Origin of the sequence: Azospirillum soli (assembly GCF_017876165.1) — a bacterium.
Lineage (GTDB): Bacteria > Pseudomonadota > Alphaproteobacteria > Azospirillales > Azospirillaceae > Azospirillum > Azospirillum soli.
In genome coordinates, this window is record NZ_JAGINQ010000006.1 from 60,216 (window position 1) to 84,229 (window position 24,014).

The following is a 24,014-nucleotide window of genomic DNA, read 5'->3' on the forward strand; positions in this document are numbered from 1 at the left end:
GGCAGCACCGTCGGCTTGTCGCCGGTCGCGGCCGTGGCCTGTTTGGCGGCGGTCCGAAGGTCGCGCTGGTGGCCGGTGAGCACCTGGCCCAGCGCATCGCCGAGATTGCGCAGGAGATGCCAGCGGTCGGCCACTTGGATCGCACTGGCGCGCCCTGGCGAATCCCGTCGGCGTAGGCACCAGCCCGGTCACGGGCGACGATTTCCACGCCGGGGTGCGCCTTGAACCACGTGGCCACCGTGCCGGCTTGCCGGTCGGGTAGCAGGTCGATGGGGCGGTTGCGCTCAAGATCGACGACGATGGTGCCATAGCGCTTGCCCCGGCGCCAGGCCCAGTCATCGATGCCAATGACGCGGGGCGTGGTGGCAGGCTCCACTGGCACCGCGCGGATCAGGCGCAGCAGCGTGTCGCCGCTGACCGGCATGCCGAGCGGTGTGGACAGCCGGGCGCCAGGGTCCCCGCCAGCGTTCAGCGCAATGGCGCGCTGTGCCTCAGCGAGCCGGTGGGTGCGCCGGACCCGGGGTGCCGCCACGGCGGGCAGGCGTTCGGCGAAGATGCGGCGGGAACAGGTCGCCGTCGCACACCGAAAGCGGCGGACCTGCAGATGGAGTTCGCCCACCCGGCCCTGCCAGGGCAAGTCGCCCAAATGACGACTGTACCGACTGTGGACGCGGAAGGAAGGGCGCGGCGTAGCAGACAGGCCGCCTTTGCGGCACGCACATGGGCCGTAACGGCCACCCGATCCGCGTCACCGGAAACCCGGTCGACGACAAGGCCAGCTGGGAGCAACGAAAGCAGCGATTTGGACAAGGGAACAGGTGCTCTGGAGGGAAAACCATTTTCTCTATGTGCTCATCCTCGCTCCGATCTGCATCGGGAATGCGGATGGGTCAGTATTCAACCGGCGCTGACAGGGGCTGACCGGGATCAGCGGGCCGAGGGCTTGGGCTTGTCATGGCGGCGACGGACCGCTGTGCGCCCTTGCTCCGCTTGACGCGGCACGCTCGGGCAAGCCCCGCGAACATCCAGCCATATTCCTGGATGGCCCAACAGACCGGTTCCCAACAACATTCCGCCATCACACCTGATGTGAGTAGCTACAGCATGTTGCGGCCAAGTCGGGACATGAGATAGAACCCGGCGTGAGTGCGGCGAATTATACGGAGCATGATGTGTCGGAAAGGTTATTAAACGGGCCCAAGATCTTGTCTTGGTTAAATGTCCGGATGTATAAACCTATCTGGAATCCGGATAATACGCAAGCCGGCGATGCCGATTCAATCAGCGGATTTGCAATTCAGTTCCGTCACAATCACTACCAAATGCTTTTAAATATCATTGAAAGGAGATATCCCGGAGTTGAACTGTACTATTATTTTCTTAACGAAAATAGAGTAAATGCCATAGCGGGACGCGTGAAGCCGTATAAAAAGGTATTTGTCGTCGGAATAACCGTTGGCGCCTTACGCGCGCTTCATAGCATGTTCTACAATCAGGTGTGCACATCAACACTTCTTTGTAGCCTACCAGCACATGGCCTATTCGACCAAAAAGCTGCATCACGAATGCTGATGTATTTTTCCATGACCTACCTGCTGCTTCATGAGTTCACCCATATAGGTCGTGGACACATCGGCTACTTAGAGTCTATCAGAACGAAAAAGCCCCGCTTCATAGAAAGGTGTTCACTGAAAAATATGGGCATCCTAGAAGTTAATAGCCGAATTGAGGACGATCATGAGAATTTTGAGAGAAAACTAAGCGAGTGCCAAGCCGACACTTATGCTGGATTTATGTTGTCAACGTTTGTAGCTTATCAGGCGGATGAGCTCCATCGCAGTTCATGCGGTTTACCGAAGACAAAAATTGAAGACGCCTTAGCAATGTTGGCGGCTTGTTCAGTGCATCTTCTATTTTGTCTATACGAAAGCGAGCATAAGCGTCCTCATCCGCATTACCCACCACCGATGATCCGCTCCGGAATGATCGAAACGCAGCTCAGTAGAGGCTTCATGGAAATGCGCAAAAGGAGTATTCATCATTATGTAGTTACTGGCATGATGATTGCCAACCAAATTGCTGTTTCTATGAAGATCCCTCAGAGCACATATAACCTCACCCAAGCTTACTGCGAGTTTCGCAAGCATGTTCTGCCGCATATCGACGACCTATCTACTCGCGCTGCGGCATTCATGCCGCAAAATATACGTTGAAGGTTTCATATCTATCTTGGCGTGAATGTGGATAGTGTGATACCCCATTTAGGCAATATCGCTTCAGGAGTGTACAGTGGCACGGCTAATTGAGTACCAACGCGCCGAGAGGTCTTTTGGCCTCGGCAATAAGCCTGAGACTGACGAAGAGGGGCAGGGCGATCATTTTACTACGCGCCTGGCGAAACTTATGCCAGCAGAGGCTGTAACAGTCTGGATAGCTGCGACTAACGCAATCAAAATTATTCAGGAGAAAAATGAAGGTATTGGGCCGCACGTCAATACATTGTCTTGGATTTTATTTGCTGTCGTGTTAGTAGCTACTCCAATTTACCACTACCGTGTCAACGGAAAAGGCGGCTTCAACCAAGCTCTGGCATGCGCATTCGCGTTTACGGTTTGGGTTTTTTCTTTGGGAACACCATTCAATACGCTACCTTGGTACGGTCCGGAGTTGGCATCTTTAGCATTGCCGCTCGCTACCTTTCTTCTTCCGTGCATAATCGGACCAGCAATTCGCCCATAATATTGTGCGTTATGCGGATTGTATTTGTTTGCAACAACGCGATCCGTCTGGGTTGAGCCACCACGTGTTGCAAGGCATCGCGCCACGCTAATGTAATAAGCGTCCAACGAGCTACGCGGCGTCAGCGTCTACGGTGAGGTCGGCGGCTTTGGTCCAGTTCTGGGCAGCAATTCGCCGGTGCGTGTGATCTTGTGATCGGCGATGCGGGCGATCACGTCGCGCAGGTACGCCTTGGGATCAAGCCCGTTGAGCTTGGCCGTCTCGATAAGCGTGTACATCGCTGCGGCTCGTTCACCCCCGACATCGGCTCCGGCGATCAGCCAGTTCTTCCGGTTATGGACACATATGCATAACCGGAAGAACTGCCTCTTCGCCGGGTCGGAGGGCGGTGATCGCCTCGCTGGTGGAAACCTGCAAGCTCAACGGTGTCAAGCCCTTCGCCTACCTCCGTGACATCCTGGAGCGCATGGTGAACGGCTATCCTGCCAACCGCTTCGCCGAGTTGCTCCCATGGAACTGGAAGCCGACCGTCAACGCCTGATCCAGTGCGATCACGCTCCGGTTACTATTATCCCCTCACAGTAATCCGCCCACATTTCCATTAGATCGCGCCGCTTCTCCAGCAGGTCGGAGCGGCGATACGCTGCCTCCACCTTGCTCTCGAGCGCGTGGGCGAGTGCCGCTTCAGCGACCTCGCGCGGCACGGTGGTCGCTTCCGCGCACCAATCCCGGAAGGACGAACGGAACCCATGCATTGTCGCGTTCACCTCCAAGCGCCTCAGCAGCATGGTAAGGGTCATATCGGACATCGAACGGCCTGACTTCTCGCCTGGGAACACCAGCGCGGCAGGATCATCACCGGTGCGCAGCTTGGCGGCCCCCTCCAGCACCGCCACAGCTTCTGGTGACAGCGGCACAACGTGGGCCTTACCGGCCTTCATGCGCGCAGACGGGATGGTCCACATCTTACTGACAAGGTCGATTTCCGACCACCGCGCCCCGCGCGCCTCTCCGCTCCGGACGGCCGTCAGCACGACAAACTCAAGCAACAGCTTGACCATCGGCCCCGCCTTGGTGGTCTCGCGCAGGCGAGCGAGAAAGGCCGGAACCTCGGCATACGGCAACGCGACGAAGTGCTCGGCCTGAGCCTTCTGCTTGGGCAGGCCCTTGATGACAGAGCGCACCGGGTTTTCCCCCTCGCGGAACCCCTTGGCCGCGGCCCAGTCCAGCACCGTTCCGATCCGCTGGCGCACCCGGCGCGCCGTCTCCGGCGTCTTCAGCCAGATCGGCAACAGGCAGTCGCGCACCTCGGGCGTGCCGATCGCATCCACCGTCACCGGCCCCAGGGTCGGGAAGACGTGCGTTTCCAAGGTCGTCAGCCACTGCGCCGCGTGCTTGTCGTTCTTCCAGCTCGCCTTATGCTCGTCGTGGCAGGCGCGCGCCGCCTCTTCGAAGCTCGGCGCCCGCCGCTGCGCCCGGCGCCGGTCCGCCAGCGGGTCGCCGCCGTTGCGCGCCTGCCGCCGCATGTCGAGCGCCATCTCGCGCGCTTCGGCCAGCGTCACCAGCGACGCCGAGCCAAGCCCGATGTCGCGCCGCTTGCCCTGGATCGTCAGGCGCAGCAGCCAGCGCCGCGCGCCGGTCGGGTCCACCTCCAGGTAGAGCCCGTTGCCGTCCGCGTGCCGACCCGGCTTGGCGGCGCGCACCGCCACCGCGCTCAGGGCCTTTTCGGGATGCCGTCCGGTCCGCTTTGGCAATTCGAATCCCTGCCCCGCTCACCCCACATTTTCCCCACATTCTAAACCGGGTGCACGCGGACGGCAACACACGATCGCGAACGGCGGCGAAATATCCTCCAGAGTGTTCAATGACTTAGCGAACGCGCGCGAACAGCGGCAAACACAGAAAACCCCAGGTTCGAAAGACACCCCATCCGCCACTGACCTTCCAAGCCGTGGAAGATCAACAAGTTGCTGAAAAGTAAGCGGTTTCTGACCCCGACTGCTACAGCGATGTGCTACAGTCAGGGTATGAACATGCCGCGACACACCCGCCTTCACCGCCGAAACGGAACCTACTATCTCCGTGTTGCCGTCCCTCAAGAACTCCGGGAGGCAATCGGCAAGCGCGAGATTTGGAAAAGCCTCGGCACCTCCGATCCCAAGGAGGCGAACTCTCTGGTGAAGTCAGAGAGCCTGAAGGTTGACCAGCTTTTCGAGGCCGCGCGCAAAAGGCTCCGGGGTGAAGACGATCAGATCAGTGATACAGAGGCCGCACGGATTGCGGCAATTTGGCTGTCTGCGGTCCTCGAAGAGGACGAGGAAATTCGCCGTGAAGGGCTGGATGAGCGCGATTACCGGAAATACGCGGAAGCCCTGGACGTGGTAGACGTTGGCGGAGGCTACTCGCTGGCAACGGGTGATGCCTCACACCTCGAATTCGAGATTGACGAGGCTCTATCTCAGCATGGGCTAACCACGCCCAAGGGGTCACCATCCTATCGCCGCCTCGCCTATGCGATGCTGAAGGCCAGCGCCCAGGCAACGGAGATGATGAGGGCGCGCCATGCTGGCAAAGTAGTTGAGACCCCCTCCCCGTCTATCGTGCCCACCCGAGGGATCACGCTTGGCGAACTCATCGACAGGTATATGGAAGCACCGGAGCGGAGCAACCTGTCCGGGAAGACGAAAGACGGGTATAAAGTCATCTTCCGCTTGCTGAGGGAGGCGCTTGGGGAAAACCGGATGATACGATTAATCACCCGAGACGACTGCCGCGCGCTACAGCGAACGCTAACCAACCTGCCTCCGAATGCAACCAAGCGGTTTCCGGGGCTGTCACTGGAAGAGGTTACCAAGCTCGCTCAGCTTCAGGGGCTCACGCCCATGAAGGCCACGTCAATCAACAGCTACTTGAACAATCTGGCATCCCTGTTCAATTGGGCTGTGCAAGAAGACCTACTCGACAAGAACCCCGCGACAGGCTTGAGCGTCCCCGACACTCGCAAGGCCAAAGACCGGAAAAAGTCTTTCAGCACTGACCAACTGAGGGCCATTTTCAACGCTCCGCTCTACACGGGCTGCGTTGATGACGGGGAGGGCTACGCCAAGGCAGGCCCGAACAAACCCCGCCGTGGTCGCTTCTGGGTGCCATTGCTGTCATTGTTTTCCGGTATGCGCCTGAACGAATGTTGCCAGCTACTCACGTCCGATGTCCGCAGCATCGACGGCGTTGATTGCATATTGATCCATGAGGACCCTGAAGGAGGAGATGAAGCAGACAAGAAGCGTGTCAAGACGGATGCCGGTGAACGTTATGTGCCAATCCATCCTGAGTTGGCAAAGCTAGGCTTCATTGTGTTCGTGGCAGAACAACGCCGCGCCAAACAGTCCCGCCTCTTCCCAGAACTCACACTCGGCGCAAACGGTTATTATTCCGACCCATTCTCAAAATGGTATAGCCGCTTCCTAAAATCCGCCGGAGCATATACTACCAAGACCACATTCCATTCATTCCGGCATTGCTACAGGGATGCCATGCGGGAAGCCGGCCTACCCCGTGATGTCGTCTTGGCCCTTGGTGGCTGGGAGGGCGGTTCCGTGGATGACGACTATGGAAGCGGTTTCCGGGCCAGTACGCTCTACCAGCAGATTGAGAAAATCGCATATCCAGGGCTGGACTTGTCCCACCTTCACCGGGATTGATCGTAGCCCCAGCGATCCCCAGAGAAGAACCCACAGGGACGCCGTTCTCCTGTCCGTGGGGGTCACCAGCACGGCCTAAGACGCACCAACGCGGACAAGAGGCGCGCTGTGATGCGGCTTCTGGAGGACCCTGAGTGGTCCGGGTGGAGTGACCGGGAGATTGCTCGGCGGTGTGGGGTGGTTCACGCCTTCGTCAACAAGCTTCGGAAGGAGTTCACTGTTCACGGTGAACAGCCAGACGAACCCCAATCCCGCACCTACACGAACCGCCACGGTTCCACCTCAACGATGAACGTGGGGAACATCGGGAAGACGAAGCGGGAATAAACACAATTATCTATGTCACGCAGTCTCTTGCAGATTTCATGAAAATATTGACTCTGGCCCCACCAATATGCACCATGAAATTTCTATCATCTTGATTGGTGCGTTTATTATGAACTCAGAAACATCACGAAACAGCAACAAACTCCTTAGAGCCCTCTTGCTTCTCAATCACCATCTGGACAAAAACCTCTTCAGTTTGCTTTGGTCCTCGCCTTCGTTGCTGGAAGGCCGGGCATTTCCTTCCAAGACATCCTGACCCTCTCAGACGTTAGCAAGGCGTCCCTTTCGCGCATCATGGCGTGGCATGAGGAAGCCGGACTTGTGATTACCCGCCCCATGCCGGATGACCGCTCAAGCAAGGTCGCGTACCTCACACCGAAGGGCGAGAAGTTCGTCAATGAAGTCTGGGCGGTCCTCGATTAGCGACATCCCATTTGGGTCCACCTTTACAGCGACAAAAGCGGCCCGCTTGCCGGTGTAGTGACTGCACCTGCGGCGGGTCGTTTGCGTTTCAACGCATCCAATAACCGGCAAAAGGACCCACCGAAATGAAGTCTACCGTTAGCATCGAGACGCTTATGAAGATGGTCGAGCGCGTCAATGAACTAGAGAGCGAATTGAAGCAAGTGCGTAAAGTCAACCGCTCACTCTTTTCCTCTTACGAAACATCCAAAGCGGAACGGCAAGCTGCTTTTTTGAGGATAGCCGAATTGAAGGATGAGCTAAGAGAAAAGGAACCGGCTCGAAAGCGCCAGAGCCCGCTCAAGTCAGCCTACGCGGCTCAATAACACAGGACCTATCAGCCGTATCTTTTGCCGACAAAACTCTCAGACCCCAACCGCTACACGGCTTGCGGCGGCTTCCCCCCGTGCCCCGGCACCCTCCCCCTGGGGGTGCTGACGGTGCCTCCCCCCACCGTGGTCTCTACGGAGGTGCGCGGTGGACGCCGCTGAGGGGCCTTTGGGTTCCTGGGCTCCGACCTATGCGGTGGAAGCTTGGGCGTATCCTGAGGGGCTACCGCGCACCTTGGCGGGGGCGTCTGAGCCGGAAGGACTTCACGGGTCACCCAATCCTGAAACGCCTGGGCCTCGGGCTTGTCCGAACGCATGACCAGCTTGTAAAGGCCGCTCTCGGAGATGAGGGTGACATCCTTTCCCGGTGTCATTCCTAAGTGAACTCGTTTCACTTTGGTCATTTGATCGGGGTCAAGGCGGTTGTGGATGTGGCCCATACCGTTAGTGGTCCCAAACAACACACGAAGTATGTCAGGACCGACCAACCACGGGGCACCATTGATGGTCACCACGCGGACGGTTCGAACATGCGCCAGACACAGGGCCGGAAGCCCATACGGAAAACCCCTCCCGAACCACACGCCCAAATCCCTGTATTTCCGCCACGGCCAAGGCCCCGTTTTCCTCATACGGTAATCATTCGTTTTCCGTATGGACGGGTGTGGGGTTTCGGTATAGGGTTCCCGTATTGACCAGGGAGCCCAGACCATGACCAGCAACACCAGCATCAAGCGCGCCGCCGTCTACCTCCGGGTCTCCACCGATGGACAGACCACGGACAACCAGCGGCTTGACCTTGAGCGGCTGTGCCAGCTTCGTGGCTGGGACGTGGTGAAGGTCTATGAGGACGCCGGTATCAGCGGCTCTAAGGGACGGGACCAGCGCCCCGGCCTTGATGCCCTCCTCAAGGATGCCCGTCGCCGTCGCTTCGATGTCGCGGTGTTCTGGTCCGTGGATCGTCTGGGACGCAGCACGGCCCATGTGACGACGATCATGGACGAGCTTGAGGGTGTGGGCGTTGCCCAATTCTACTTCAAGGAAAGCATGGACACCTCGACGCCCCATGGCAGGGCGATGCTGGAAATGGCGGCGGTGTTCGCGCGGCTTGAGCGGGGGATGATCCGGGAGCGCGTCAACGCCGGTCTGGCGCGGGCCAAGGCGCAGGGGAAGACGCTGGGCCGTCCCAAGTCCGGTGACGACATAGAAGCCCGTATCCGCACCCTGAGGGCCGAGGGCAAGGGCATTCTCAAGATTGCCCGTGAGGTTGGATGCGGCGTGAGTGTCGTTCAGCGGGTGGTGAAAGAGGCGGAAACCGAGACGGCAGAGGGAACCTGAGACCGATTGGTTTCGAATGAAACCGGTATAGTCTCACTATACTTTAATTTGGGGCTCCCTTTACCTCTCCGGGTTCCATTAAGGTTATAGGAACAGGGGGAACCCTGGGGCTGTCCTCTGGTCTCACTGAGGGGGATGGTCCTTCATCGCCCCCTCCCTCGCTCCTTCTCTCAAGGAGTGTCTTGGGGTGAGGATCCTTCATCGTCCATCCCGCCCCAGCGCACCGGCAGGTTCCCCGCTGGAATGCCCCGCGAAGGTATGCGCTATGCGCCCAGGATCGCGCCTGAGGGTCCGGATCGGCCAAGGTAGCCGGAACCGGCAAAGCCCCTCCACGGGACACACCGCACCACCGGAACAGTTCCGTTCCAAGCCTCTGTTCTACACATGGAACCGCTCCGGTAACGGAACTTTTAACGCATTGACACAGTGAAATCACAAGGGGTAGGTCTCCGGGTGTCTGTGAGGTGTAGTCACTACACCTCCGCAATCCTGAGGAGACCACCAATGCGCATCGAGTTCGACCGCCACACCGGAGCCTACCTGTCGTGGGCCAAGGGCTTCCTCTGGGTGACCAAGCTCAAAGGAGCGGGAGCAGCCCTTGAGCACCCCAAAGGCAAATCCTGGGGGCTCTGGCGCGAGGACGGAGAGACGTTCTTGAACGCTGGCCCTATTGTTGCCGCTCTCGGGGTCCATAGGCACGCGTAAATGGGGCCTCCTTTACCACAAGGGAGAACCGTACATTGCTTGCGTGTCCGTGAGGACATCTGTTGGGAACTTTGACCAAACCCCCGTGGCGCATCCCCGGTGTTTCCTGAGGTGTCCCATGGGGGCCTGTAGCGCACCGCCAGCGCCTTCAAGGTGTAGTCACTATACCGGAGCCCAGACGGCACCGGAGCGGGGACGGAAAACGCCCTCCGACATCCGACACAGAGCCATTCTCTGACACGTTGAAGGTGCCCAGGGAATTAGGGGACACCTTTACTCCGAGGCTGAGATACAGATTATCTAAGGGTTCTCTTAAGATGAAGCTTAAGGCTCTCTATACATCATCTTTAATGAAACCCTCTCCTATAGCTGTATCTAAAGCTTCTTCCTAAGGTTTACCCTAGGAACCACCTTCCTTTGTGTCTCATCCAGGGTCATCCATCCTGGGGGACACCTCCCTTTTTCATTAACGACATCCCAAGGAACTCCGCATGAAGGAACCCAAAGGGTCCCGCTACAAGGAAGCGGTCTTGCACCGCTCCCAAATCCGCCTCAGTCCCACCGACCGGGAAACACTCAGGCGCATCCGGACACGCTACGAGGATGAGCGAGGGGTCAACCCCAGCAATTCCATCATCCTGTCCATGGCCCTGTCTTCCCTCTCCGAGGAGATGAACAAGGGGATACTAAGGGGGCATCCGTCGCTGACCTGACGGAACCGCCAAGCTCGTTCTTCGCCTCCTCCCTGACGGTCTCCGGATCGTCGGTATAGTGACTATACCCGCCCACCCATCGCCCAACGCGCCCAGCCATGTCCAGTTTTCACATTCTTGTGTCGTTATTTCTGGGTTTCGTTGTACATTCAGCCCATAGGTTCCATGCTCCACGCCACCATCGCCAAGCAAACTTGCACCTGCCCCGCCCTTGGCATCTCCACCACAGCCGACACCGACGAAGACCCCATCCTCATCCTGTGTCGCAAGCTCGATGCCGCTGGGTACGGGGACGAAGCTCTCACCGTCTCCCGCAACGGAACCCCAGCGGTTCACGTCAGCTGCATCCTACAGGCCGCACGGCGCACCGTGGTCGAGAACAAGAGCGTCGGCCCCAGGTTTGGGCGCTTTCGCCCGTTCTCCCGGTGACGCTCAAGGAAGGCCCTGAAGCCCTCCCGGCCACTACCCTACCGGACACCCTCTCAGACGCAATCCCAGGCCCCGACCGCACACCCTGGCGGCGATGCCTGAAGGCTGCCCCCATCCACCCCCAAACGGGAACCCGACATGACCGAAACCGTCACCCCTGCCGCGCCCTCGTTTCCCTCCATCAACCTCCCGGCTTCGATGTCGATTGTCCCGGCCACGGCGGAACATGCCGCCCACCTCGCGCCGCGACTGCGGAAGGCTGACGTTGAGGAAATCGCCGCGTCATCCGGCAGGACGCCTATCGAGTCGCTTCAATGCTCCGTTGCCAGTTCAGCCGAAAGCTACGCCGTCATCTCCGATGGCCAGCCCATCGCCATCTTCGGCGTCGTCAGCATCGTTGACGGCGTGGGCTTCCCCTGGCTGATGGGGTCCGACGAACTGAGCCAGTACCCCGAAGCGTTCATCAAGTCCTGTATGCCGGTGATCGAGTTCTTCCATGGCCGGTTCCCCGTTCTGACCGGCATGATTGATGCCCGGAACACGCTGCACCTCCGTTGGCTGGAATGGTGCGGCTTTGAGCTTGTCCAGCGTCACCCTGATTTCGGGGTGGGCGGGGTCGATTTCTGGCAGTTCCGCCGGGTGCATCATGTGTGAAGCCACAACCATGTTCGCCATCTCCTCGGCTATCACCGTCGCGTCCACAGCGGCGAGCATGGTCGGTCAGTCGCAGATGGCGAGCGCACAAAAAGCCTACAACAGGAAGACCGCCGACGCCGCGCGACAGGCGTACAAGGACAACATCGCCACCCTTCAGCTTCAGCGCACCCAGGAGCGGGAAGCCGCGTCCGCCGTGTTGGAGAACGCGGGGCGGGAAGCCCTACAGGCCCGCGCCACCCAGCGCGCGGCAGCCGGTGAGGCTGGTGTCTCCGGTCTCTCCGTGGATGCCCTCACACGGGACTTCATGGCCCGTGAGTTGAACTTTGCCACCAACACCAAAACCAACTTCCAGAACAAATCCGAACAGATCGACCGGGAGATGGTGGGTGCACGGGCGGGGGCTATCAGCCAGATCAACCAAGCGAACGCTCCGGTGAACCGTCCGAACTACCTTGAGGCTGGTCTGAGGACGGGAGCGGGGGTGTTCAACTCCTATGACCGCTACCTTGACCCGCTGAAGATCAATCAGCCGCAACCCCGTGTGTCGAACGCTGGCATGGCCGCCCTGGCAAACCGGGGTTCCAAGTGGTGAGCCCGCAGAAAGGCTTGACTACCTACTTCCGCCACCGACCTACCGGACACCCCCTCAGGCCCGATCCAGGGCGCATAGCGCGCACCCTGGCGCGGCTCCCGGGAAGCCGCTTATCAGGAACGGATGAACCGCCTGAAGGCACCAAGGATGTCTTCAGGAAGGTAGCTGAGGAGCCCCTAGGCCGGAACCTGGGGCTCCTTGCTCCCATGTCACAGCGCGCACGCACGCATGAGCTCTCTACCAAAATGCGTCACATAAAGCCTTAATTCGTCCCCAGTGATTGTGTTGTGCAGAGCCACGTTGTTATAATCAGAAATACAGCCGAGTCTTTTTAAATTATCAAAAGATACAAACAACTCATCTTCGCGCACCCCCAACTGCTCCGGCCAACTATCGTGATAAACTACGGTCTGCGCGCCACCGAAGGACGCTATTTTATCCAAAACAACCGCATCAAGTGCGTCTAGTTTTTTAATTGCTTCGATAAAGCTTGTTCGGACGCCAGACCTACTACCATCCATTGCATTTGCCAACAGCCTAGCCCATAGCTCTTGAAGCTCTGTGCGGCTTTCATCCTGGGCAGCCTCAAACAACGGAATAGCAAGCGTTGGACTTACCGGCTCAACTCGGGCATCCTCACGCTGGCCCAAGACTTCTTCTGTCCTCTGCTGAAGTCGATGAATGTTGCGTATACGGACTTCGCGCAGCCAATCCCCTACGATCACACCAACGGCATCTTGAGGAACCGTGCCGAGAACCTTTCCGATGAAGCGCCCGATTTCAACGCCAGCGTCAACGGCCTTCCCGACCGTGACCGCCACAGCCTGAGTGGCCTTTGCCTCTGTTTCCACACCGCCCCCTATAACTTTCGCAGATGATGAAGATTAGGGATGCCACCTTTAAGGCAAATTTCCGAGAGAGCGCACACCTGAAACAAACCTTTGGATGTCACTCAGCCGCCCCCACTCAAACCGTACGCCACCCATAGCGCCGCGTTCCGCACCCTTCAGGTGTTTTCAAGTTACCGAGAAGGCTTCCCCGCCACAACACCGGCCCAGCGAAGGCCAGCAACACGCAATGATAGAGACTGGATGCCACCACACAGTCAAACCTGCCATTTTAGCTAAATACGCCACCCTCTTACAATCTATTTCCAATCCAAACTCTTATATGCAGATGCAACAACCCAAAACGCCTCCTCAGCGTCACTACGAGACACATCTATTCCATGGATTGCCCGGTTTGCAACAGAGAGAGCCCACCGCAGTTGCTCAAGAATACTACCGTTAACCAAGCCAACTCTTCCCAAATAGTGCAACATAGATCCGGCTGACGACTTTCCAATCGGCAAATTATTTTTCTCAGCTAGTTCATTCAGATTGATTTCGAGATCGCGGCGCATCCGCGCAAGCCCATTCCAAACCTCACCAATTCGGATTTCATTCAAGGCCAAGCGCAAATTAGATGGCAAATCATCCGCGATGCCGTCTTGTGGATACGCAGAAACGGCCACATCGGACTTTTCCAGATCGTCGTCAGCAGAAAGCATATCAGCAATTCTGCTAAGGTATTTATGAAGCTGGTCCGCCTTTTCATCTTCCTTCGCGTACTCATAGACAGACACTTTCCCAAGAGTATTGTGTAAATAAGACCCTAGCGTATCGATTTTGTAGGAATTTATGGCTTTATCAAATTCAGCTTTACGAAGCGCCTTCTCATACTGGACGTGCTTAAAGGCAGAAGCCAATAAATTGTATATTGCATTAACCACTACAGCCGAAGCAAAGAAAATAGAGGCGGTAGTGATGTTTCCAGCCACATCCCCCACCTTTATCGATGAAATAACATTTGCAACTACCTCAATAATATATGACATAATTTAGCGCTCCTTGTTATACATAATTAGAAATTTCTGAATTCTCTTAATGTCAGAGAAAAGCTTAATTGCAGATAGATACTCCCTGTTATGCCTCCTAAGGACAAACAACCGAAATAGGCCAAAAAGGAAGAGAACGAGGGTAGCAGCAAGTCCTCCTTCGATTTGAGCCGGGGTTATGCTAGCCCCATCTTTGACAACCGCAACCCCCAATGCGATTAGGAACGATATTCCAGCCCCAAACAAAAACTTTACCATTTCTATTTCACGCCCATACCTCCAGTCAAAAAGCTTTTCGAGCTTTTTCTCGCCGTCGGGAACATCCGACGTTACAATATTGATGATGTCTTTAACTCTAAGATCTTTCACGGACGCTAGCTCTCTACTCAAGGAAACGCTATGCAACGGTGCATAGAATATGAACGCCGTTTCTGGTGAGGTCAAGGCGCATAGAAGTACCTTCATGCGCGCGAAAGACGATCCACCTGCGCCAAATACGCCTGAGGAGGGAGGTCGTGGGAACGACAGACCAGTGTTCTGACCCTTTCAAGCCTCTTGCTTATACCCCAACCAACTGCTACAGAGAAGTTCCGTCGGGATCGATATTTTCGCATAGTTTCAGTGACTTAAGTGGATGGAACGGATGATCCCACCCCATCCGCCACCCCCCCAAATTCTGGCACGCTTGGCAAAGGCATTTCTTGCCCTGCACCAAACGTCAGGACACGGCGCCCGGCAGCTTCGCGCCACCGCGCGCATAGACCTGCCCCGGCAGGCATTCCCGGTCGACCGGCACGACGACGGCGCCCGGCTGGTCCTTCAGCGCCACCCAGGCGTCATAGCCGACGATCTCCTCGACACCCCAATAAACGCCGTACACCAGCCCGCGAACGTTGGAGATCGGGATGCGAGCCCCGGCCAGCATGGACGCCACCACCGCGTTGCACGGGTGGGGGCTGAGCCGGTCGAGAGTCTCCACCGCGCCCGGTTCCGGCGTGCCGCGCGGGGACGGTTGCAGGCCGGCGCAGGCCGCCAACAAAAGCAACGGCGCCAACAGCAGCGGCACACGGCGCACCCCGCGCCGACCGGTTCGCGACTTCGCCATGGCCCCGACCTCCCAACCCGTTTCCGTCCCTTCGGCAGAAACATGGAGCCATTCCGGTGCTAGAGTAAGGCCTTTCGCAAGAGGTTCCCCGCCCGTGTCGCGCGCCGAACGCCTTCTCGACCTGATCCAGATCCTCCGGCGCCACCGCCGACCGGTGAGCGGGCACGTGCTGGCCGGCGAACTCGGCGTCAGCCTGCGCACCCTCTACCGCGACATCGCCACCTTGCAGGCGCAGGGCGCCCAGATCGACGGGGAACCGGGGGTCGGCTACCTGCTGCGGCCGGGCTTCGTGCTGCCGCCCCTGATGTTCTCGGAGGAGGAGATCGAGGCCCTCGTGCTCGGCTCGCGCTGGGTGGCGGAGCGCGGGGACCACCGCCTCGGCGCCGCCGCGCGCAACGCGCTGGCCAAGATCGCCGCCGTGCTGCCGGCGGATTTGCGCGCGGATCTCGACGCCTCCACGCTGCTCGTCGGGCCGGGGGAAGCGATCGCCGCCGGGGATGTTGAACTGGCCGCGATCCGCAGGGCGATCCGAACCGAACGCAAGGTCGGCATCACCTACCGCGACGGCAAGGAGTCGCAAAGCCAGCGCACGATCTGGCCCTTCGCGCTCGGCTTCTTCGACCGTGCACGGGTTGTCGTCGCCTGGTGCGAGCTGCGGCAGGCCATCCGCCATTTCCGCACTGATCGTATCCTGGCGTTGGCAGTAACGGAGACGCGCTACCCGCGCCGCCGTCAGATGCTGCTCAAGGAATGGCGGGAGGTGGAGGGGATCCGCGCGCAGTAAGGGGGGCGTTTCACTGCTGACAAAAACTGACAGCATGCCCGCGTAGGGTCGGTCCATCGAAACGCGGAACCAAGGAAACGCCGCCATGACCGACCTCAGCTTCGTCCTCCTCTACGTCGAGAGCCCGACCGCCAGCGCCGCCTTCTATGCCGATCTGCTGGACAAGCAGCCGGTCGAGGCCTCCCCGACCTTCGCCATGTTCGCCATGGAGTCGGGCGTCATGCTGGGCTTGTGGTCGCGCCACACGGTCGCCCCGGCCGCGACGGTTCCGCCCGGCGGCAGCGAGATCGCCTTCACCGTCGCCGACGCCACGGCGGTCGAGGCCACCCATCAGGATTGGCGCAAGCGCGGCCTGACCATCGTGCAGGAGCCGACCGCCATGGACTTCGGCCACACCTTCGTCGCGCTGGACCCGGACGGTCATCGCCTGCGCGTCTTCGCGCCGGCCGCTCACTGAGGAGGGCGCGCCCATGAGCAAGGCCATAAGCAAGACCATGAGCCGCAACTGGATCGCGGTCGCTTCGGCCGAGCATGTCAGGCTCGGCCGGGCCGGGGGCTTCATGCAGGTCTGCCACGGGAAGGCGGCGCCATTGCGCCGCATCCACCCCGGCGACCGGGTCGCCTACTACTCCCCCTCGGACGCGTTCCGGGGGAAGGACCGGCTTCAGTCCTTCACGGCCATCGGCGTCGTGAAGGACGGTGTGCCCTACCCCTTCGACATGGGGGGCGGCTTCGTCCCCCACCGGCGTGACGTGGCGTGGCTGGACGGGCGGGAGGCGCCGATCCAGCCCCTGCTGGACGCCCTGGACTTCTCGGCGGGTGTGCGGAACTGGGGCTATCAGCTGCGCTTCGGCCTGTTCGAGGTCAGCGACCACGACCTGCGCCTGATCGCCGACGCCATGGAGGCGCCGCTGCCCGCTTGACAGCCGCTATTCGTTCATGGGCAGCGACGGCCAGGGCATCGATGGACGGTCCGGGGGCTGCTGCGAACAGTCAGACCGCGCGCAATCGCAGGCCGGGAACATGCAGCCGTCCCCGTTCACGTCCGTCGCCCGCACCGCAAGGTCGTAGCGCACCCCCTGCATCAGCCGCGCGCCGTTGCGCGCGTGCCGTTCGTAGCATTCGACGACGTTGCGTATACGAACCAGCAGCGCGCGGCGTTCGTCGATGGCCGGGTCCATGGCCGCTCTCCCGTCTTTCGTGTGTCTTCGATGGTAACGGTCCGCCGCGCCATGCCTCCCCGGATCATCGGTGGATCATCCGTCCGTCGCCTCCGTTCCCGTTCCAGAAAAAGCAGGAGACGCATATGGATCGGGACAAGCTGAAGCGCGTGGCCGACGCCCTGGGCGAGGTTCACCTGTACGACAAGCACCACACCGGCGAGATGATCGCCATGCGGCTGCGGGATTCCCTGGCCGACCTGCCCGGCTACGGCCCTGCCGAGGTGGAGGACAAGCTGATGCGGCTGGCCCGCGTGGCGATCGAAGCCGTTGAAGCGGGCGAGACCGACCTTGGAAAGCCGGGGCCGTGAGAAAACCGAAGACGTGAGCTTGCGCCGCCCCGCCTGTTGTCCGGACGAACGCACATGTCCAGGGGAGACGCCGCATGAGTGACAAGTCCATGAGCGATAAGCCGAAACCGAACGAAACCCACCCGCCGCGCAGCTACGATCCCGGCACCGACAAGCCGTTGAGCGACCGCGACGAGGCCCGCCCCGGCACGCCGGGCACCGGCGAGGACATCGACCCCAAGACGGGCGATAAGTTCAACGAGGGCATCGGCGGCGCCTGACCGTCTGCGCAACGGCCCCACCCCTCCCCCGCTTCACGGCGGGGGAGGGGTGGGGCCGTCATATTTTTATCGTCAGCGTTTCGTTATCAGCGGACGCGCTCGCAATGCACCACGCCGTCGTTGCGGCTGGTCACCCGCAGGGTGAAGCGCCGTGCCCGGTTCGTTGGAGCGAGCACGTTGATCAAATCGCCGACGCTCAGTTCCCGCGCGGTGTCGAGCAGATTGCCCTCCGCCAATTCCTCTTCCAGGGCGGGCGAGGCCTCGATGCTCCAGATCGTGCCGATGGGCGTGTGGCTGTCGCGATGCAGGCCAACCGCCGGAGCCGGTTTCGAGGGGCGACGCGAGAAGAACCCCATGATCGACGATCCTCGCTTGCTTTGGAACCCCGCCGTCAGAACGCCTGATTTCAGAACGCCCGGCGGCGGCGCGCCCACACGTCGGCCGGAAGGCCGCTCATCAACCCGATGGGCACCATGAACAGGGCCAGATTGATCCAGGAGAACGGACGCTGCGGCCGATTGGTGGCGCCGACGTTCCGCCCCTGCCCGCTCCGCCCAAGTCCATTCCGCCCATGCCCGGCGCGTTCCATCCACCCGCCGCTCGCCCCGCTGTATTCCGGCATGGGGTTCAGCACCGCGCCGGGCGTCTCGCGGGCCGGGCGGTTCTCGAACATGTTGCGGTCCACCATGTGCGCCATCATGCGTTCGGTCATGGCCGGCGCGACGGCGTGCTGCAAGGCGGCGACCCGGCCGACGTTGCCGACGAACACGTCGTTCTTCGGCTTTTCGGCCAGCGCGACGATGGCGGCGGCCACCTGTTCCGGCGGATAGAGCGGGTCCAGCGGCTTGATCGCGCGACCGGTGTAGTTGGCGGCGTGCTGCCACAGCGGCGTGTCGATGGGGCCGGGCATGACCGTGCAGACGTGGATGCCCGGCTCCTCCACCAGCTCCTGCCGCAGCGTTTCGGAGAATCCGCGCACCGCGAACTTGCTCGCCACATAGCCGGCGGTGTAGCGCTGCCCGACCGTGGAAGCCATGGAGGACACGTTGATGATCGTCCCCTTGCCCCGGTCCAGGAAATGCGGCAGCACCGCCCGGCAGCCGTTGGCCGTGCCGAAGAAGTTGGTGCGCATGATCTCTTCGAAGACGTCCTGCGGCGTCTCCTCGAAGCGGCCGAAGGCGATCACGCCCGCGTTGTTCACCCAGACGTCGATGCCGCCGAAGGCGTCGATCGCGCGCTCGGCCAACCGGTTCATCTGCTCCTGGTCCCGCACGTCGGTGGGCACCACCATGGCCCGCCCGCCGGCCTCCAGGCATTCCTCGGCAACCTCGTGCAGCGCCGCGTGCCGCCGCGCCGCCAGCACCACCGCCGCGCCGCGCCGCGCGAAGTCCACGGCGGTCGCTCGGCCGATCCCGCTGGACGCGCCGGTGATGACCACCACCTTGTCGAGTTGCGCCATATGCTCCGTTCCCGCACCGTTCCGTTGGACGTGTCGCAGGACTAAACACCGCAACACCGCAAAGGTGCCCCGAATGCCCCTCTTGACCAGAAGTCTGGAGACCGGTGCGCGAACCCGCTAAAGTCGCTCCGGACATTCGGAACGGCGAAGGGAGCGGCGACCGTGGCGGCGAAGGAACTCGACGTGAAGGGGCTTCACTGCCCGCTTCCCATCCTGCGCACGCGCGCCCTTCTGGACAAGATGACCCCGGGGGAGGAGGTGATCATCTACGCCACCGACCCGGCCTCGGTCATCGACTTCAAGCACTTCTGCAACACGACCGAGAACGAACTGCTCGCCCACGAGACGCGCGGCGAGGTGTTCGTCTACCACATCCGCCGGGGCACCCCCGCCCCGTGACGCCGCACCATGTGACCGACCCAACGATGGAGGCCGTTGCCATGCCGACCCTGCGCCCCGCGGTCCCGCCGCCGCTGCGCCCCGGCGCGGTGATCCACGGCCCCGGCTCGGCCGAGGTGGACGACCTGCTCGACCGTTTCACGACAGAGCTGCGGCGGCGCGGCTTCCGCGTTGGCGGCGTGGTTCAGCGCAACTACGGCGCCATCGACGACTGCGCCGACCGGATGGAGCTGGTGGACGTCGCCACCGGCCGTGCCTTTGGCATCTCCCAGAATCTGGGCCGCGAGTCGCAGTCCTGCCGGGTCGATCCCGCCGGCGTCGCCGACGCCAGCCAAGCCGTCCGCCGCGCCATCGCGGAACGCGTGGACCTGCTGGTCGTCAACAAGTTCGCCGGGCTGGAAGCGCACGGCGAGGGGCTCGCCGATGAGCTGCTGACCGGGATATCCGAAGGCATCCCCGTGCTGACCAGCGTGGGCAGCCGCTTCCTCAACGAATGGCAGACCTTCACCGGCGGCTACGCCGCGTTGCTGTCCCCGGACGACGCCGCGCTGTGGCGCTGGTGGGGCACCCACCGGCTCTACGACGACCTGCTGCTCGGCGTGCGCGACACCGTGGTGCAGCGTGTGGTGATCGGCGCCAAGTGGATCATGGTGGAGACGGACGCGACGGTCGGCCTCGCCGCCCGCCCCTCCGTCACGTCGGGCGCCGACATTCCCGCCCCCGAAACCTGGGCCGGCAGCAGCCTCAAGGATCTCGCCGCGCAGGCCGTCCGTTCCTGGGACCCACTGGAATCGGCCATCGGCGTCGCCGCGCTGAACGCCCACTACAACCACCCCGGCCAGCGGGGCGACCAGGGCAACGGGCTCGACCTGTTCGCCGGTGTGGCGGGGCGCGTGGTGGTCATCGGCGGCTTTCCGGCCATCGCCCGCCGCCTGCCGAACGCCCAGGTCATCGAGATCGACCCGCGCCCCGGCGAATACCCGGAGGCCGCCGCCGAATGGCTGCTGCCCGACGCGGAGGCCGTGGCCGTCACCTCATCCTCACTTGCCAACCGCACCCTGCCCCGCCTGCTGGGTGCTGCGAACGGCGCGCGGGTGGCGCTGGTCGGGCCGGGCACGCCTTTGACCGAGCGGCTGTTCTCCTATGGCGTGGACTCGCTGGCCGGCTTCGTCGTGGAGGACCGGGAGGCGGTGGCGCGCGTCATCCTCGACGGCGGCTCGTCCCAGAGCTTCCACCGCTTCGGGCGCTTCGTCACCCTGCACAAGAACAACGCGCACAAGAACAACGGCTGATACCCAGGAGGGACATCGAGATGGACGAACGGACCCGCATCGAACTGGAGGCCGCCGCGTTCCGCGGCCTGGTCGAACATCTGCGCAAGCGCACCGACGTGCAGAACATTGACCTGATGAACCTCGCTGGCTTCTGCCGCAACTGCCTGTCCAAGTGGTACGCCGCCGCCGCCAAGGAGCGCGGCATACCCCTGACCGACGAGGAAGCGCGCATCGCCGTCTACGGCATGCCTTACTCGGAGTGGAAGGAGAAGCACCAGAAGGAAGCCACCCCCGAACAGCAGAAGATGTTCGAGGACACCAAGCCGCTGCACGCCGAAATCAGCGGCCATTACGTGAAGAAGTAGGCTTACGCCGCCGTCCGCCGCGCGAACAGCGCGACCGCCTCGTCGATGTAGGCGGCGAGTTGCGCGGCGGCGGATTCCCCAGCACTGATCGCCGCGTAACGCGCCCGCGCCTCGGCACGGGCGCGCTCCAGCAGGCCCGCATCGCCGGCTAGCGCCGCCGCCCGCTCCACGAAGGCCGCACGGTCGGGCACCGTGAAGGCCGGCCCGACGACGCTCGCCACGTCCCCCTGCGGCAGGGTTATCGGCGGCACCCCATCGGCCATCGCGTGCGCGGCACTTCCGCCCCCGCCCGTGCGCGGCGGGTTCAGGAACAGGTCGCTGAGGCCGAGCAGTCCCCGGATATCGTCCACGAACCCCAGGCAGCGCAGCGCCCCGGCATGGCGGGAACGCGCCAGCCGTCGCGGCAGGGTTTCGACGCCGCCTGCGAACAGCACCAGCGCGCGCGGCACCCGGTCGATCACCGCCTCCAGCAGCGCCAGGAAGTCGTCGCCCACCTCCTCGTCCAGCCGGTTTCCGACCACGGCGCAGACGAAGGACTCATCCCCGATGCCGAGATCGGCGCGGCTCATCCCACCCGGTTCCCCACGCAGGGAAAAGCGGGTCCGGAACGGCCGCCACGCCGCCGCGAGCCGCGCATGGCCTTGCGGCGGGCTGGCGCCGCCGTAATCCAGCACGATGTCGGCCATCGACAGGGCGACGCCGGTCGTGGTCGGAATGGTCAGCGTCGGCCGGGCCGGGGCCAGCAGGTCGGCGACCATCACGGCGCCGCCGAAGCCGATCACCACGTCCGGATCGTGCCATTCCACCGCCCGCAGGAACCAGCCCAGCTTCTCCGCCGTGATCGCCGGTTCGGTCGAGGACAACATGCGGAAGGACCGCCCATCCACATCGACGATCTGCTTGCCGTCGAAGGTCGGCTCCACGTTCGCCGCGAAGGGCGGCACAAACAGGGTGTGGAGCGCGGCCGGCATCATGTTGGTGTTGAGGATCACCACCTCCTTGCCGATCCGCTCCTCGACCATCGTCGCGTAGTCCAGCAGGTCGCGCGAGGGCTGGTGGTTGGCCGACAGGAACTGGTTGGTGACCAGCACGGCCCGCCCGGTGGCCGGCGCGCCCGCCGCCCGTGGAATCGGCCGCAGGTCGAGCCTCCGCGCGATCTCGCCGATCAGGCGTTCGTAAAAGGGCAGCAGCCGTCCCGTGGCGAAGTCCGGCATGCTCGCCGCGTCCATGGATGCCATGAACTGCTGGCGGACGATGCTCCACAGGATGTGGTTCAACGCCTCCAGCGGCGCGGTGCCGAGGGCGGCCTCCGCTCCATCTAGAATGCGGGCGTGGTGGCGCAGGTCGCCGCTGGCGAGGCCGAGTGCCGAATCCATCAGGAGTGGATCGGCGTTCGGCGCGGCGCGGCGCAGTTCCGCCTCCAGCGCCGGGTCGGCCCCGGCCCCCGCCATCCGCACCGCCTCGCAGGCCTCCACGACGGCGGTCAGGTCGGCCACGCTGCGGACCGGAGCCCGCAGCCGCTCCGCCAGACGCGCGACGGCGGCGTGGCTCACGCGAACAGGCCGGTGAAGGGCAGGAAGTCCACCATGTCCCCCGGCCGGATGGCCGTGGCGTCCGCCGGCATGTCCACCAGCCCGTCCGCCTCGACCATCGAGGTCAGCACGCCGGAGCTGTCGCTCGGGAACTTGTGGGCGACCGGGCGTCCATCAGCCCCGATCTCCAGCCGGGCGCGCAGGAACTCCCGCCGGCCGGGCTTCTTCTTGAACTCGAACCCGGCGACCACGAGGCAGCGCGGCGTCGCCGTGCTTTCCGCGCCGGACAGGCGCAGCACCAGCGCCCGCCCGACCAGCATGAAGGTCACCATGGCCGACACCGGGTTGCCCGGCAGACCCAGGAACGGCGTGTCGCCGATGCGCCCCAGCGCCAGCGGCTTGCCCGGCTTGATGGCCAGCTTCCACATGTCGATGGAGCCCAGCGAGGTGACCACCGCCTTGACGTGATCCTCCTCGCCCACCGACACGCCGCCCGACGTGATCAGCAGGTCGGCGGTCTTCGCCGCCTCGGCCAGCGCCGCCCGCGTGGCGTCGTGATTGTCCGGCAGGATGCCGAGGTCGCGCACCTCCGCCCCCAGCGCCTCCAACTGGGCGGCCAGCGTGTAGCGGTTGGCGTCGTAGATGGCGCCGTCCGGCTTTTCCGTCCCCGGCTCACGCAACTCGTCGCCCGTCGAGAACAGCACGACGCGCAGGCGCTTGCGCACCGATAGGCTGTTGCGGCCTACCGCCGCCGCCAGCCCGACCTCCTGCGCGCGCAGGCGCCGGCCGGGGGTCAGCACGGTGGCGCCGGCCGTCATGTCCTCGCCGGCCGCGCGGATGTTCGACCCGCGCGGCAGCGCGGCGGGCACCAGAACGGCGCCCTCCTCGGCCCGGCAATCCTCCTGCATGGCGACGGTGTCCACGCCCGCCGGAACCGGCGCGCCGGTGAAGATCCGCACCGCCTCGCCCGGCCCGACCGTGCCCGCGAAGACGGAGCCCGCCGGCACGCGCCCGATCACGGTCATGCGCGCGAAGCCTTCACCCGCAGCCTCACCCGAAACCTCCGGCGCGCGATAGCCCCAGCCGTCCATGGCGGAGACCGCCACCGGCGGCACATCGACCGGCGCCGTCACCGATTCCGCCAGCACGCGGCCCAGCGCCGCGCGCAACGGCACGCTTTCCGGTTCGGTCACGGCCCCGTAGGTCCGGTTCACGCGGGCGACCGCCTCGTCGAGCGACAGGGCGGCCGGGCCGTGGGCGGTGCAGCAATCCATGCGGAAATCCTCTTCCCCGATGCGCTCAAGATGTGACGCGCGAAGGGCGCGATCTCAAGCCATATATGGCGCAAGCGCGACCGCTGGGCGCCTTGACCACCGTCAAGATGCGCCTTGCGGCCGGCTTCGGGAAGAGCGCCGGACGGAACGAAGGGGCCGAACG

The 24,014-nt window shown here is 62.3% G+C and carries 29 protein-coding genes and 3 pseudogenes; 19 read left to right on the plus strand and 13 right to left on the minus strand.

Annotated features, from left to right (window positions below):
• Window positions 1-34 precede the first annotated feature (34 nt).
• Window positions 35-810, minus strand: a pseudogene (locus tag J2852_RS32340) (ISL3 family transposase); the annotation flags it as partial.
• 332 nt (window positions 811-1,142) lie between these two features.
• Between J2852_RS32340 and J2852_RS11390 the strand changes: the two are divergent.
• Window positions 1,143-2,213, plus strand: a complete 1,071-nt coding sequence (locus tag J2852_RS11390; protein ID WP_209875405.1) for a hypothetical protein — start codon at window positions 1,143-1,145, stop codon at window positions 2,211-2,213.
• 76 nt (window positions 2,214-2,289) lie between these two features.
• Window positions 2,290-2,739 (plus strand): hypothetical protein, encoded by a 450-nt coding sequence (locus J2852_RS11395; protein ID WP_209875407.1) that lies wholly within the window; start codon window positions 2,290-2,292, stop codon window positions 2,737-2,739.
• 111 nt (window positions 2,740-2,850) lie between these two features.
• On the opposite strand, the pseudogene J2852_RS11400 reads toward J2852_RS11395, so the two are convergent.
• Window positions 2,851-3,071 (minus strand): annotated as a pseudogene (locus tag J2852_RS11400) (transposase domain-containing protein); the annotation flags it as partial.
• Window positions 3,072-3,093: 22 nt separating this feature from the next.
• Here J2852_RS11400 and J2852_RS11405 point away from each other — a divergent pair.
• Window positions 3,094-3,280, plus strand: a pseudogene (locus tag J2852_RS11405) (transposase domain-containing protein); the annotation flags it as partial.
• A gap of 10 nt (window positions 3,281-3,290) precedes the next feature.
• Here the strand turns inward: J2852_RS11405 and J2852_RS11410 are convergent.
• Window positions 3,291-4,493, minus strand: a complete 1,203-nt coding sequence (locus tag J2852_RS11410) for a tyrosine-type recombinase/integrase (RefSeq protein WP_209875409.1) — start codon at window positions 4,491-4,493, stop codon at window positions 3,291-3,293.
• Window positions 4,494-4,772: 279 nt separating this feature from the next.
• Between J2852_RS11410 and J2852_RS11415 the strand changes: the two genes are divergently transcribed.
• The 3 genes from J2852_RS11415 to J2852_RS11430 all read left to right on the plus strand — a co-directional run bounded on the left by J2852_RS11415 (window position 4,773) and on the right by J2852_RS11430 (window position 7,555).
• Window positions 4,773-6,440 (plus strand): DUF6538 domain-containing protein, encoded by a 1,668-nt coding sequence (locus tag J2852_RS11415; RefSeq protein WP_209875410.1) that lies wholly within the window; start codon window positions 4,773-4,775, stop codon window positions 6,438-6,440.
• A 528-nt stretch (window positions 6,441-6,968) separates the two neighbouring features.
• The gene (locus J2852_RS32345; RefSeq protein ID WP_209875414.1) at window positions 6,969-7,190 is read left to right on the plus strand and encodes a MarR family winged helix-turn-helix transcriptional regulator; all 222 of its coding nucleotides are present in this window, start codon (window positions 6,969-6,971) and stop codon (window positions 7,188-7,190) included.
• Between the two features lie 155 nt (window positions 7,191-7,345).
• Window positions 7,346-7,555 carry a hypothetical protein gene (locus tag J2852_RS11430; RefSeq protein WP_209875416.1) on the plus strand — a complete coding sequence of 70 codons (210 nt, stop codon included), beginning with the start codon at window positions 7,346-7,348 and terminating at the stop codon, window positions 7,553-7,555.
• Window positions 7,556-7,608: 53 nt separating this feature from the next.
• Here the strand turns inward: J2852_RS11430 and J2852_RS32350 are convergent, their stop codons facing one another.
• Window positions 7,609-8,289 carry a BRO-N domain-containing protein gene (locus tag J2852_RS32350; RefSeq protein WP_425514364.1) on the minus strand — a complete coding sequence of 227 codons (681 nt, stop codon included), beginning with the start codon at window positions 8,287-8,289 and terminating at the stop codon, window positions 7,609-7,611.
• Between J2852_RS32350 and J2852_RS11440 the strand changes: the two genes are divergently transcribed.
• From J2852_RS11440 to J2852_RS11460, 5 genes are all read left to right on the plus strand, one after another.
• Window positions 8,270-8,896, plus strand: a complete 627-nt coding sequence (locus J2852_RS11440) for a recombinase family protein (RefSeq protein WP_209875419.1) — start codon at window positions 8,270-8,272, stop codon at window positions 8,894-8,896. The two genes, J2852_RS32350 and J2852_RS11440, sit on opposite strands and share 20 nt — an antisense overlap.
• Before the next feature lie 504 nt (window positions 8,897-9,400).
• Window positions 9,401-9,601 carry a hypothetical protein gene (locus J2852_RS11445; protein WP_209875421.1) on the plus strand — a complete coding sequence of 67 codons (201 nt, stop codon included), beginning with the start codon at window positions 9,401-9,403 and terminating at the stop codon, window positions 9,599-9,601.
• Window positions 9,602-10,092: 491 nt separating this feature from the next.
• Window positions 10,093-10,314: a hypothetical protein gene (locus J2852_RS11450; RefSeq protein WP_209875423.1), complete on the plus strand. Its 222-nt coding sequence runs from the start codon at window positions 10,093-10,095 to the stop codon at window positions 10,312-10,314.
• 567 nt (window positions 10,315-10,881) lie between these two features.
• Window positions 10,882-11,397, plus strand: coding sequence for a hypothetical protein (locus J2852_RS11455; protein WP_209875425.1), 516 nt, complete (start codon window positions 10,882-10,884; stop codon window positions 11,395-11,397).
• A gap of 10 nt (window positions 11,398-11,407) precedes the next feature.
• The gene (locus J2852_RS11460; protein WP_209875427.1) at window positions 11,408-11,992 is read left to right on the plus strand and encodes a virion core protein, T7 gp14 family; all 585 of its coding nucleotides are present in this window, start codon (window positions 11,408-11,410) and stop codon (window positions 11,990-11,992) included.
• A 209-nt stretch (window positions 11,993-12,201) separates the two neighbouring features.
• Here the strand turns inward: J2852_RS11460 and J2852_RS31515 are convergent, their stop codons facing one another.
• From J2852_RS31515 to J2852_RS11480, 4 genes are all read right to left on the minus strand, one after another.
• Complete coding sequence (locus tag J2852_RS31515) at window positions 12,202-12,843, minus strand: Abi-alpha family protein (protein WP_209875429.1); 642 nt, start codon at window positions 12,841-12,843, stop codon at window positions 12,202-12,204.
• Between the two features lie 296 nt (window positions 12,844-13,139).
• Window positions 13,140-13,868: a hypothetical protein gene (locus J2852_RS11470; protein WP_209875431.1), complete on the minus strand. Its 729-nt coding sequence runs from the start codon at window positions 13,866-13,868 to the stop codon at window positions 13,140-13,142.
• A gap of 3 nt (window positions 13,869-13,871) precedes the next feature.
• On the minus strand, window positions 13,872-14,237 hold the full coding sequence (locus J2852_RS11475; RefSeq protein WP_209875434.1) for a hypothetical protein: 366 nt from the start codon (window positions 14,235-14,237) through the stop codon (window positions 13,872-13,874).
• Window positions 14,238-14,586: 349 nt separating this feature from the next.
• Complete coding sequence (locus J2852_RS11480) at window positions 14,587-14,973, minus strand: hypothetical protein (RefSeq protein ID WP_246499521.1); 387 nt, start codon at window positions 14,971-14,973, stop codon at window positions 14,587-14,589.
• A 94-nt stretch (window positions 14,974-15,067) separates the two neighbouring features.
• Between J2852_RS11480 and J2852_RS11485 the strand changes: the two genes are divergently transcribed.
• The 3 genes from J2852_RS11485 to J2852_RS11495 all read left to right on the plus strand — a co-directional run bounded on the left by J2852_RS11485 (window position 15,068) and on the right by J2852_RS11495 (window position 16,680).
• Window positions 15,068-15,757 (plus strand): helix-turn-helix transcriptional regulator, encoded by a 690-nt coding sequence (locus J2852_RS11485; RefSeq protein WP_209875436.1) that lies wholly within the window; start codon window positions 15,068-15,070, stop codon window positions 15,755-15,757.
• Between the two features lie 85 nt (window positions 15,758-15,842).
• Window positions 15,843-16,214 carry a VOC family protein gene (locus J2852_RS11490; protein ID WP_209875438.1) on the plus strand — a complete coding sequence of 124 codons (372 nt, stop codon included), beginning with the start codon at window positions 15,843-15,845 and terminating at the stop codon, window positions 16,212-16,214.
• Between the two features lie 13 nt (window positions 16,215-16,227).
• Window positions 16,228-16,680, plus strand: a complete 453-nt coding sequence (locus J2852_RS11495) for an EVE domain-containing protein (protein ID WP_246499523.1) — start codon at window positions 16,228-16,230, stop codon at window positions 16,678-16,680.
• A gap of 6 nt (window positions 16,681-16,686) precedes the next feature.
• Here the strand turns inward: J2852_RS11495 and J2852_RS11500 are convergent, their stop codons facing one another.
• Window positions 16,687-16,938: a hypothetical protein gene (locus J2852_RS11500; RefSeq protein ID WP_209875440.1), complete on the minus strand. Its 252-nt coding sequence runs from the start codon at window positions 16,936-16,938 to the stop codon at window positions 16,687-16,689.
• A 125-nt stretch (window positions 16,939-17,063) separates the two neighbouring features.
• Between J2852_RS11500 and J2852_RS11505 the strand changes: the two genes are divergently transcribed.
• The gene (locus J2852_RS11505) at window positions 17,064-17,288 is read left to right on the plus strand and encodes a hypothetical protein (protein WP_209875442.1); all 225 of its coding nucleotides are present in this window, start codon (window positions 17,064-17,066) and stop codon (window positions 17,286-17,288) included.
• A 74-nt stretch (window positions 17,289-17,362) separates the two neighbouring features.
• Window positions 17,363-17,548: a hypothetical protein gene (locus J2852_RS11510; protein WP_209875912.1), complete on the plus strand. Its 186-nt coding sequence runs from the start codon at window positions 17,363-17,365 to the stop codon at window positions 17,546-17,548.
• Between the two features lie 86 nt (window positions 17,549-17,634).
• Here J2852_RS11510 and J2852_RS11515 read toward each other — a convergent pair whose 3' ends face one another.
• Complete coding sequence (locus J2852_RS11515) at window positions 17,635-17,904, minus strand: hypothetical protein (protein ID WP_209875444.1); 270 nt, start codon at window positions 17,902-17,904, stop codon at window positions 17,635-17,637.
• Window positions 17,905-17,954: 50 nt separating this feature from the next.
• The gene (locus J2852_RS11520; protein WP_209875446.1) at window positions 17,955-19,007 is read right to left on the minus strand and encodes an SDR family oxidoreductase; all 1,053 of its coding nucleotides are present in this window, start codon (window positions 19,005-19,007) and stop codon (window positions 17,955-17,957) included.
• Between the two features lie 162 nt (window positions 19,008-19,169).
• Here J2852_RS11520 and J2852_RS11525 point away from each other — a divergent pair, with 162 nt between their 5' ends.
• The 3 genes from J2852_RS11525 to J2852_RS11535 are packed head-to-tail and all read left to right on the plus strand — an operon-like array spanning window position 19,170 to window position 21,045.
• Window positions 19,170-19,406, plus strand: a complete 237-nt coding sequence (locus J2852_RS11525) for a sulfurtransferase TusA family protein (protein ID WP_209875448.1) — start codon at window positions 19,170-19,172, stop codon at window positions 19,404-19,406.
• Between the two features lie 41 nt (window positions 19,407-19,447).
• On the plus strand, window positions 19,448-20,698 hold the full coding sequence (locus J2852_RS11530; RefSeq protein WP_209875450.1) for a DUF2478 domain-containing protein: 1,251 nt from the start codon (window positions 19,448-19,450) through the stop codon (window positions 20,696-20,698).
• 20 nt (window positions 20,699-20,718) lie between these two features.
• Complete coding sequence (locus J2852_RS11535) at window positions 20,719-21,045, plus strand: DUF1244 domain-containing protein (RefSeq protein ID WP_209875452.1); 327 nt, start codon at window positions 20,719-20,721, stop codon at window positions 21,043-21,045.
• Between the two features lie 2 nt (window positions 21,046-21,047).
• Here J2852_RS11535 and J2852_RS32225 read toward each other — a convergent pair whose 3' ends face one another.
• Together J2852_RS32225 and J2852_RS11545 are read right to left on the minus strand one after the other, a co-directional pair.
• On the minus strand, window positions 21,048-22,598 hold the full coding sequence (locus J2852_RS32225) for a glycosyltransferase (RefSeq protein WP_209875454.1): 1,551 nt from the start codon (window positions 22,596-22,598) through the stop codon (window positions 21,048-21,050).
• Window positions 22,595-23,851, minus strand: a complete 1,257-nt coding sequence (locus J2852_RS11545; RefSeq protein ID WP_209875456.1) for a molybdopterin molybdotransferase MoeA — start codon at window positions 23,849-23,851, stop codon at window positions 22,595-22,597. Before J2852_RS11545 ends, J2852_RS32225 begins: the two co-directional genes overlap by 4 nt.
• Window positions 23,852-24,014 lie beyond the last annotated feature (163 nt).

Bases quoted from the DNA above. Each gene is read 5' to 3' on its own strand.
- J2852_RS11415 (WP_209875410.1), top strand. From the start codon at position 4,773: ATGCCGCGACACACCCGCCTTCACCGCCGAAACGGAACCTACTATCTC.
- J2852_RS11430 (WP_209875416.1), top strand. From the start codon at position 7,346: ATGAAGATGGTCGAGCGCGTCAATGAACTAGAGAGCGAATTGAAGCAA.
- J2852_RS11440 (WP_209875419.1), top strand. From the start codon at position 8,270: ATGACCAGCAACACCAGCATCAAGCGCGCCGCCGTCTACCTCCGGGTC.
- J2852_RS32350 (WP_425514364.1), bottom strand. From the start codon at position 8,289: ATGCTGGTGTTGCTGGTCATGGTCTGGGCTCCCTGGTCAATACGGGAA.
- J2852_RS11445 (WP_209875421.1), top strand. From the start codon at position 9,401: ATGCGCATCGAGTTCGACCGCCACACCGGAGCCTACCTGTCGTGGGCC.
- J2852_RS11450 (WP_209875423.1), top strand. From the start codon at position 10,093: ATGAAGGAACCCAAAGGGTCCCGCTACAAGGAAGCGGTCTTGCACCGC.
- J2852_RS11455 (WP_209875425.1), top strand. From the start codon at position 10,882: ATGACCGAAACCGTCACCCCTGCCGCGCCCTCGTTTCCCTCCATCAAC.
- J2852_RS11460 (WP_209875427.1), top strand. From the start codon at position 11,408: ATGTTCGCCATCTCCTCGGCTATCACCGTCGCGTCCACAGCGGCGAGC.
- J2852_RS11470 (WP_209875431.1), bottom strand. From the start codon at position 13,868: ATGTCATATATTATTGAGGTAGTTGCAAATGTTATTTCATCGATAAAG.
- J2852_RS11480 (WP_246499521.1), bottom strand. From the start codon at position 14,973: ATGGCGAAGTCGCGAACCGGTCGGCGCGGGGTGCGCCGTGTGCCGCTG.
- J2852_RS11490 (WP_209875438.1), top strand. From the start codon at position 15,843: ATGACCGACCTCAGCTTCGTCCTCCTCTACGTCGAGAGCCCGACCGCC.
- J2852_RS11495 (WP_246499523.1), top strand. From the start codon at position 16,228: ATGAGCAAGGCCATAAGCAAGACCATGAGCCGCAACTGGATCGCGGTC.
- J2852_RS11500 (WP_209875440.1), bottom strand. From the start codon at position 16,938: ATGGACCCGGCCATCGACGAACGCCGCGCGCTGCTGGTTCGTATACGC.
- J2852_RS11505 (WP_209875442.1), top strand. From the start codon at position 17,064: ATGGATCGGGACAAGCTGAAGCGCGTGGCCGACGCCCTGGGCGAGGTT.
- J2852_RS11510 (WP_209875912.1), top strand. From the start codon at position 17,363: ATGAGTGACAAGTCCATGAGCGATAAGCCGAAACCGAACGAAACCCAC.
- J2852_RS11515 (WP_209875444.1), bottom strand. From the start codon at position 17,904: ATGGGGTTCTTCTCGCGTCGCCCCTCGAAACCGGCTCCGGCGGTTGGC.
- J2852_RS11520 (WP_209875446.1), bottom strand. From the start codon at position 19,007: ATGGCGCAACTCGACAAGGTGGTGGTCATCACCGGCGCGTCCAGCGGG.
- J2852_RS11530 (WP_209875450.1), top strand. From the start codon at position 19,448: ATGCCGACCCTGCGCCCCGCGGTCCCGCCGCCGCTGCGCCCCGGCGCG.
- J2852_RS11535 (WP_209875452.1), top strand. From the start codon at position 20,719: ATGGACGAACGGACCCGCATCGAACTGGAGGCCGCCGCGTTCCGCGGC.
- J2852_RS11545 (WP_209875456.1), bottom strand. From the start codon at position 23,851: ATGGATTGCTGCACCGCCCACGGCCCGGCCGCCCTGTCGCTCGACGAG.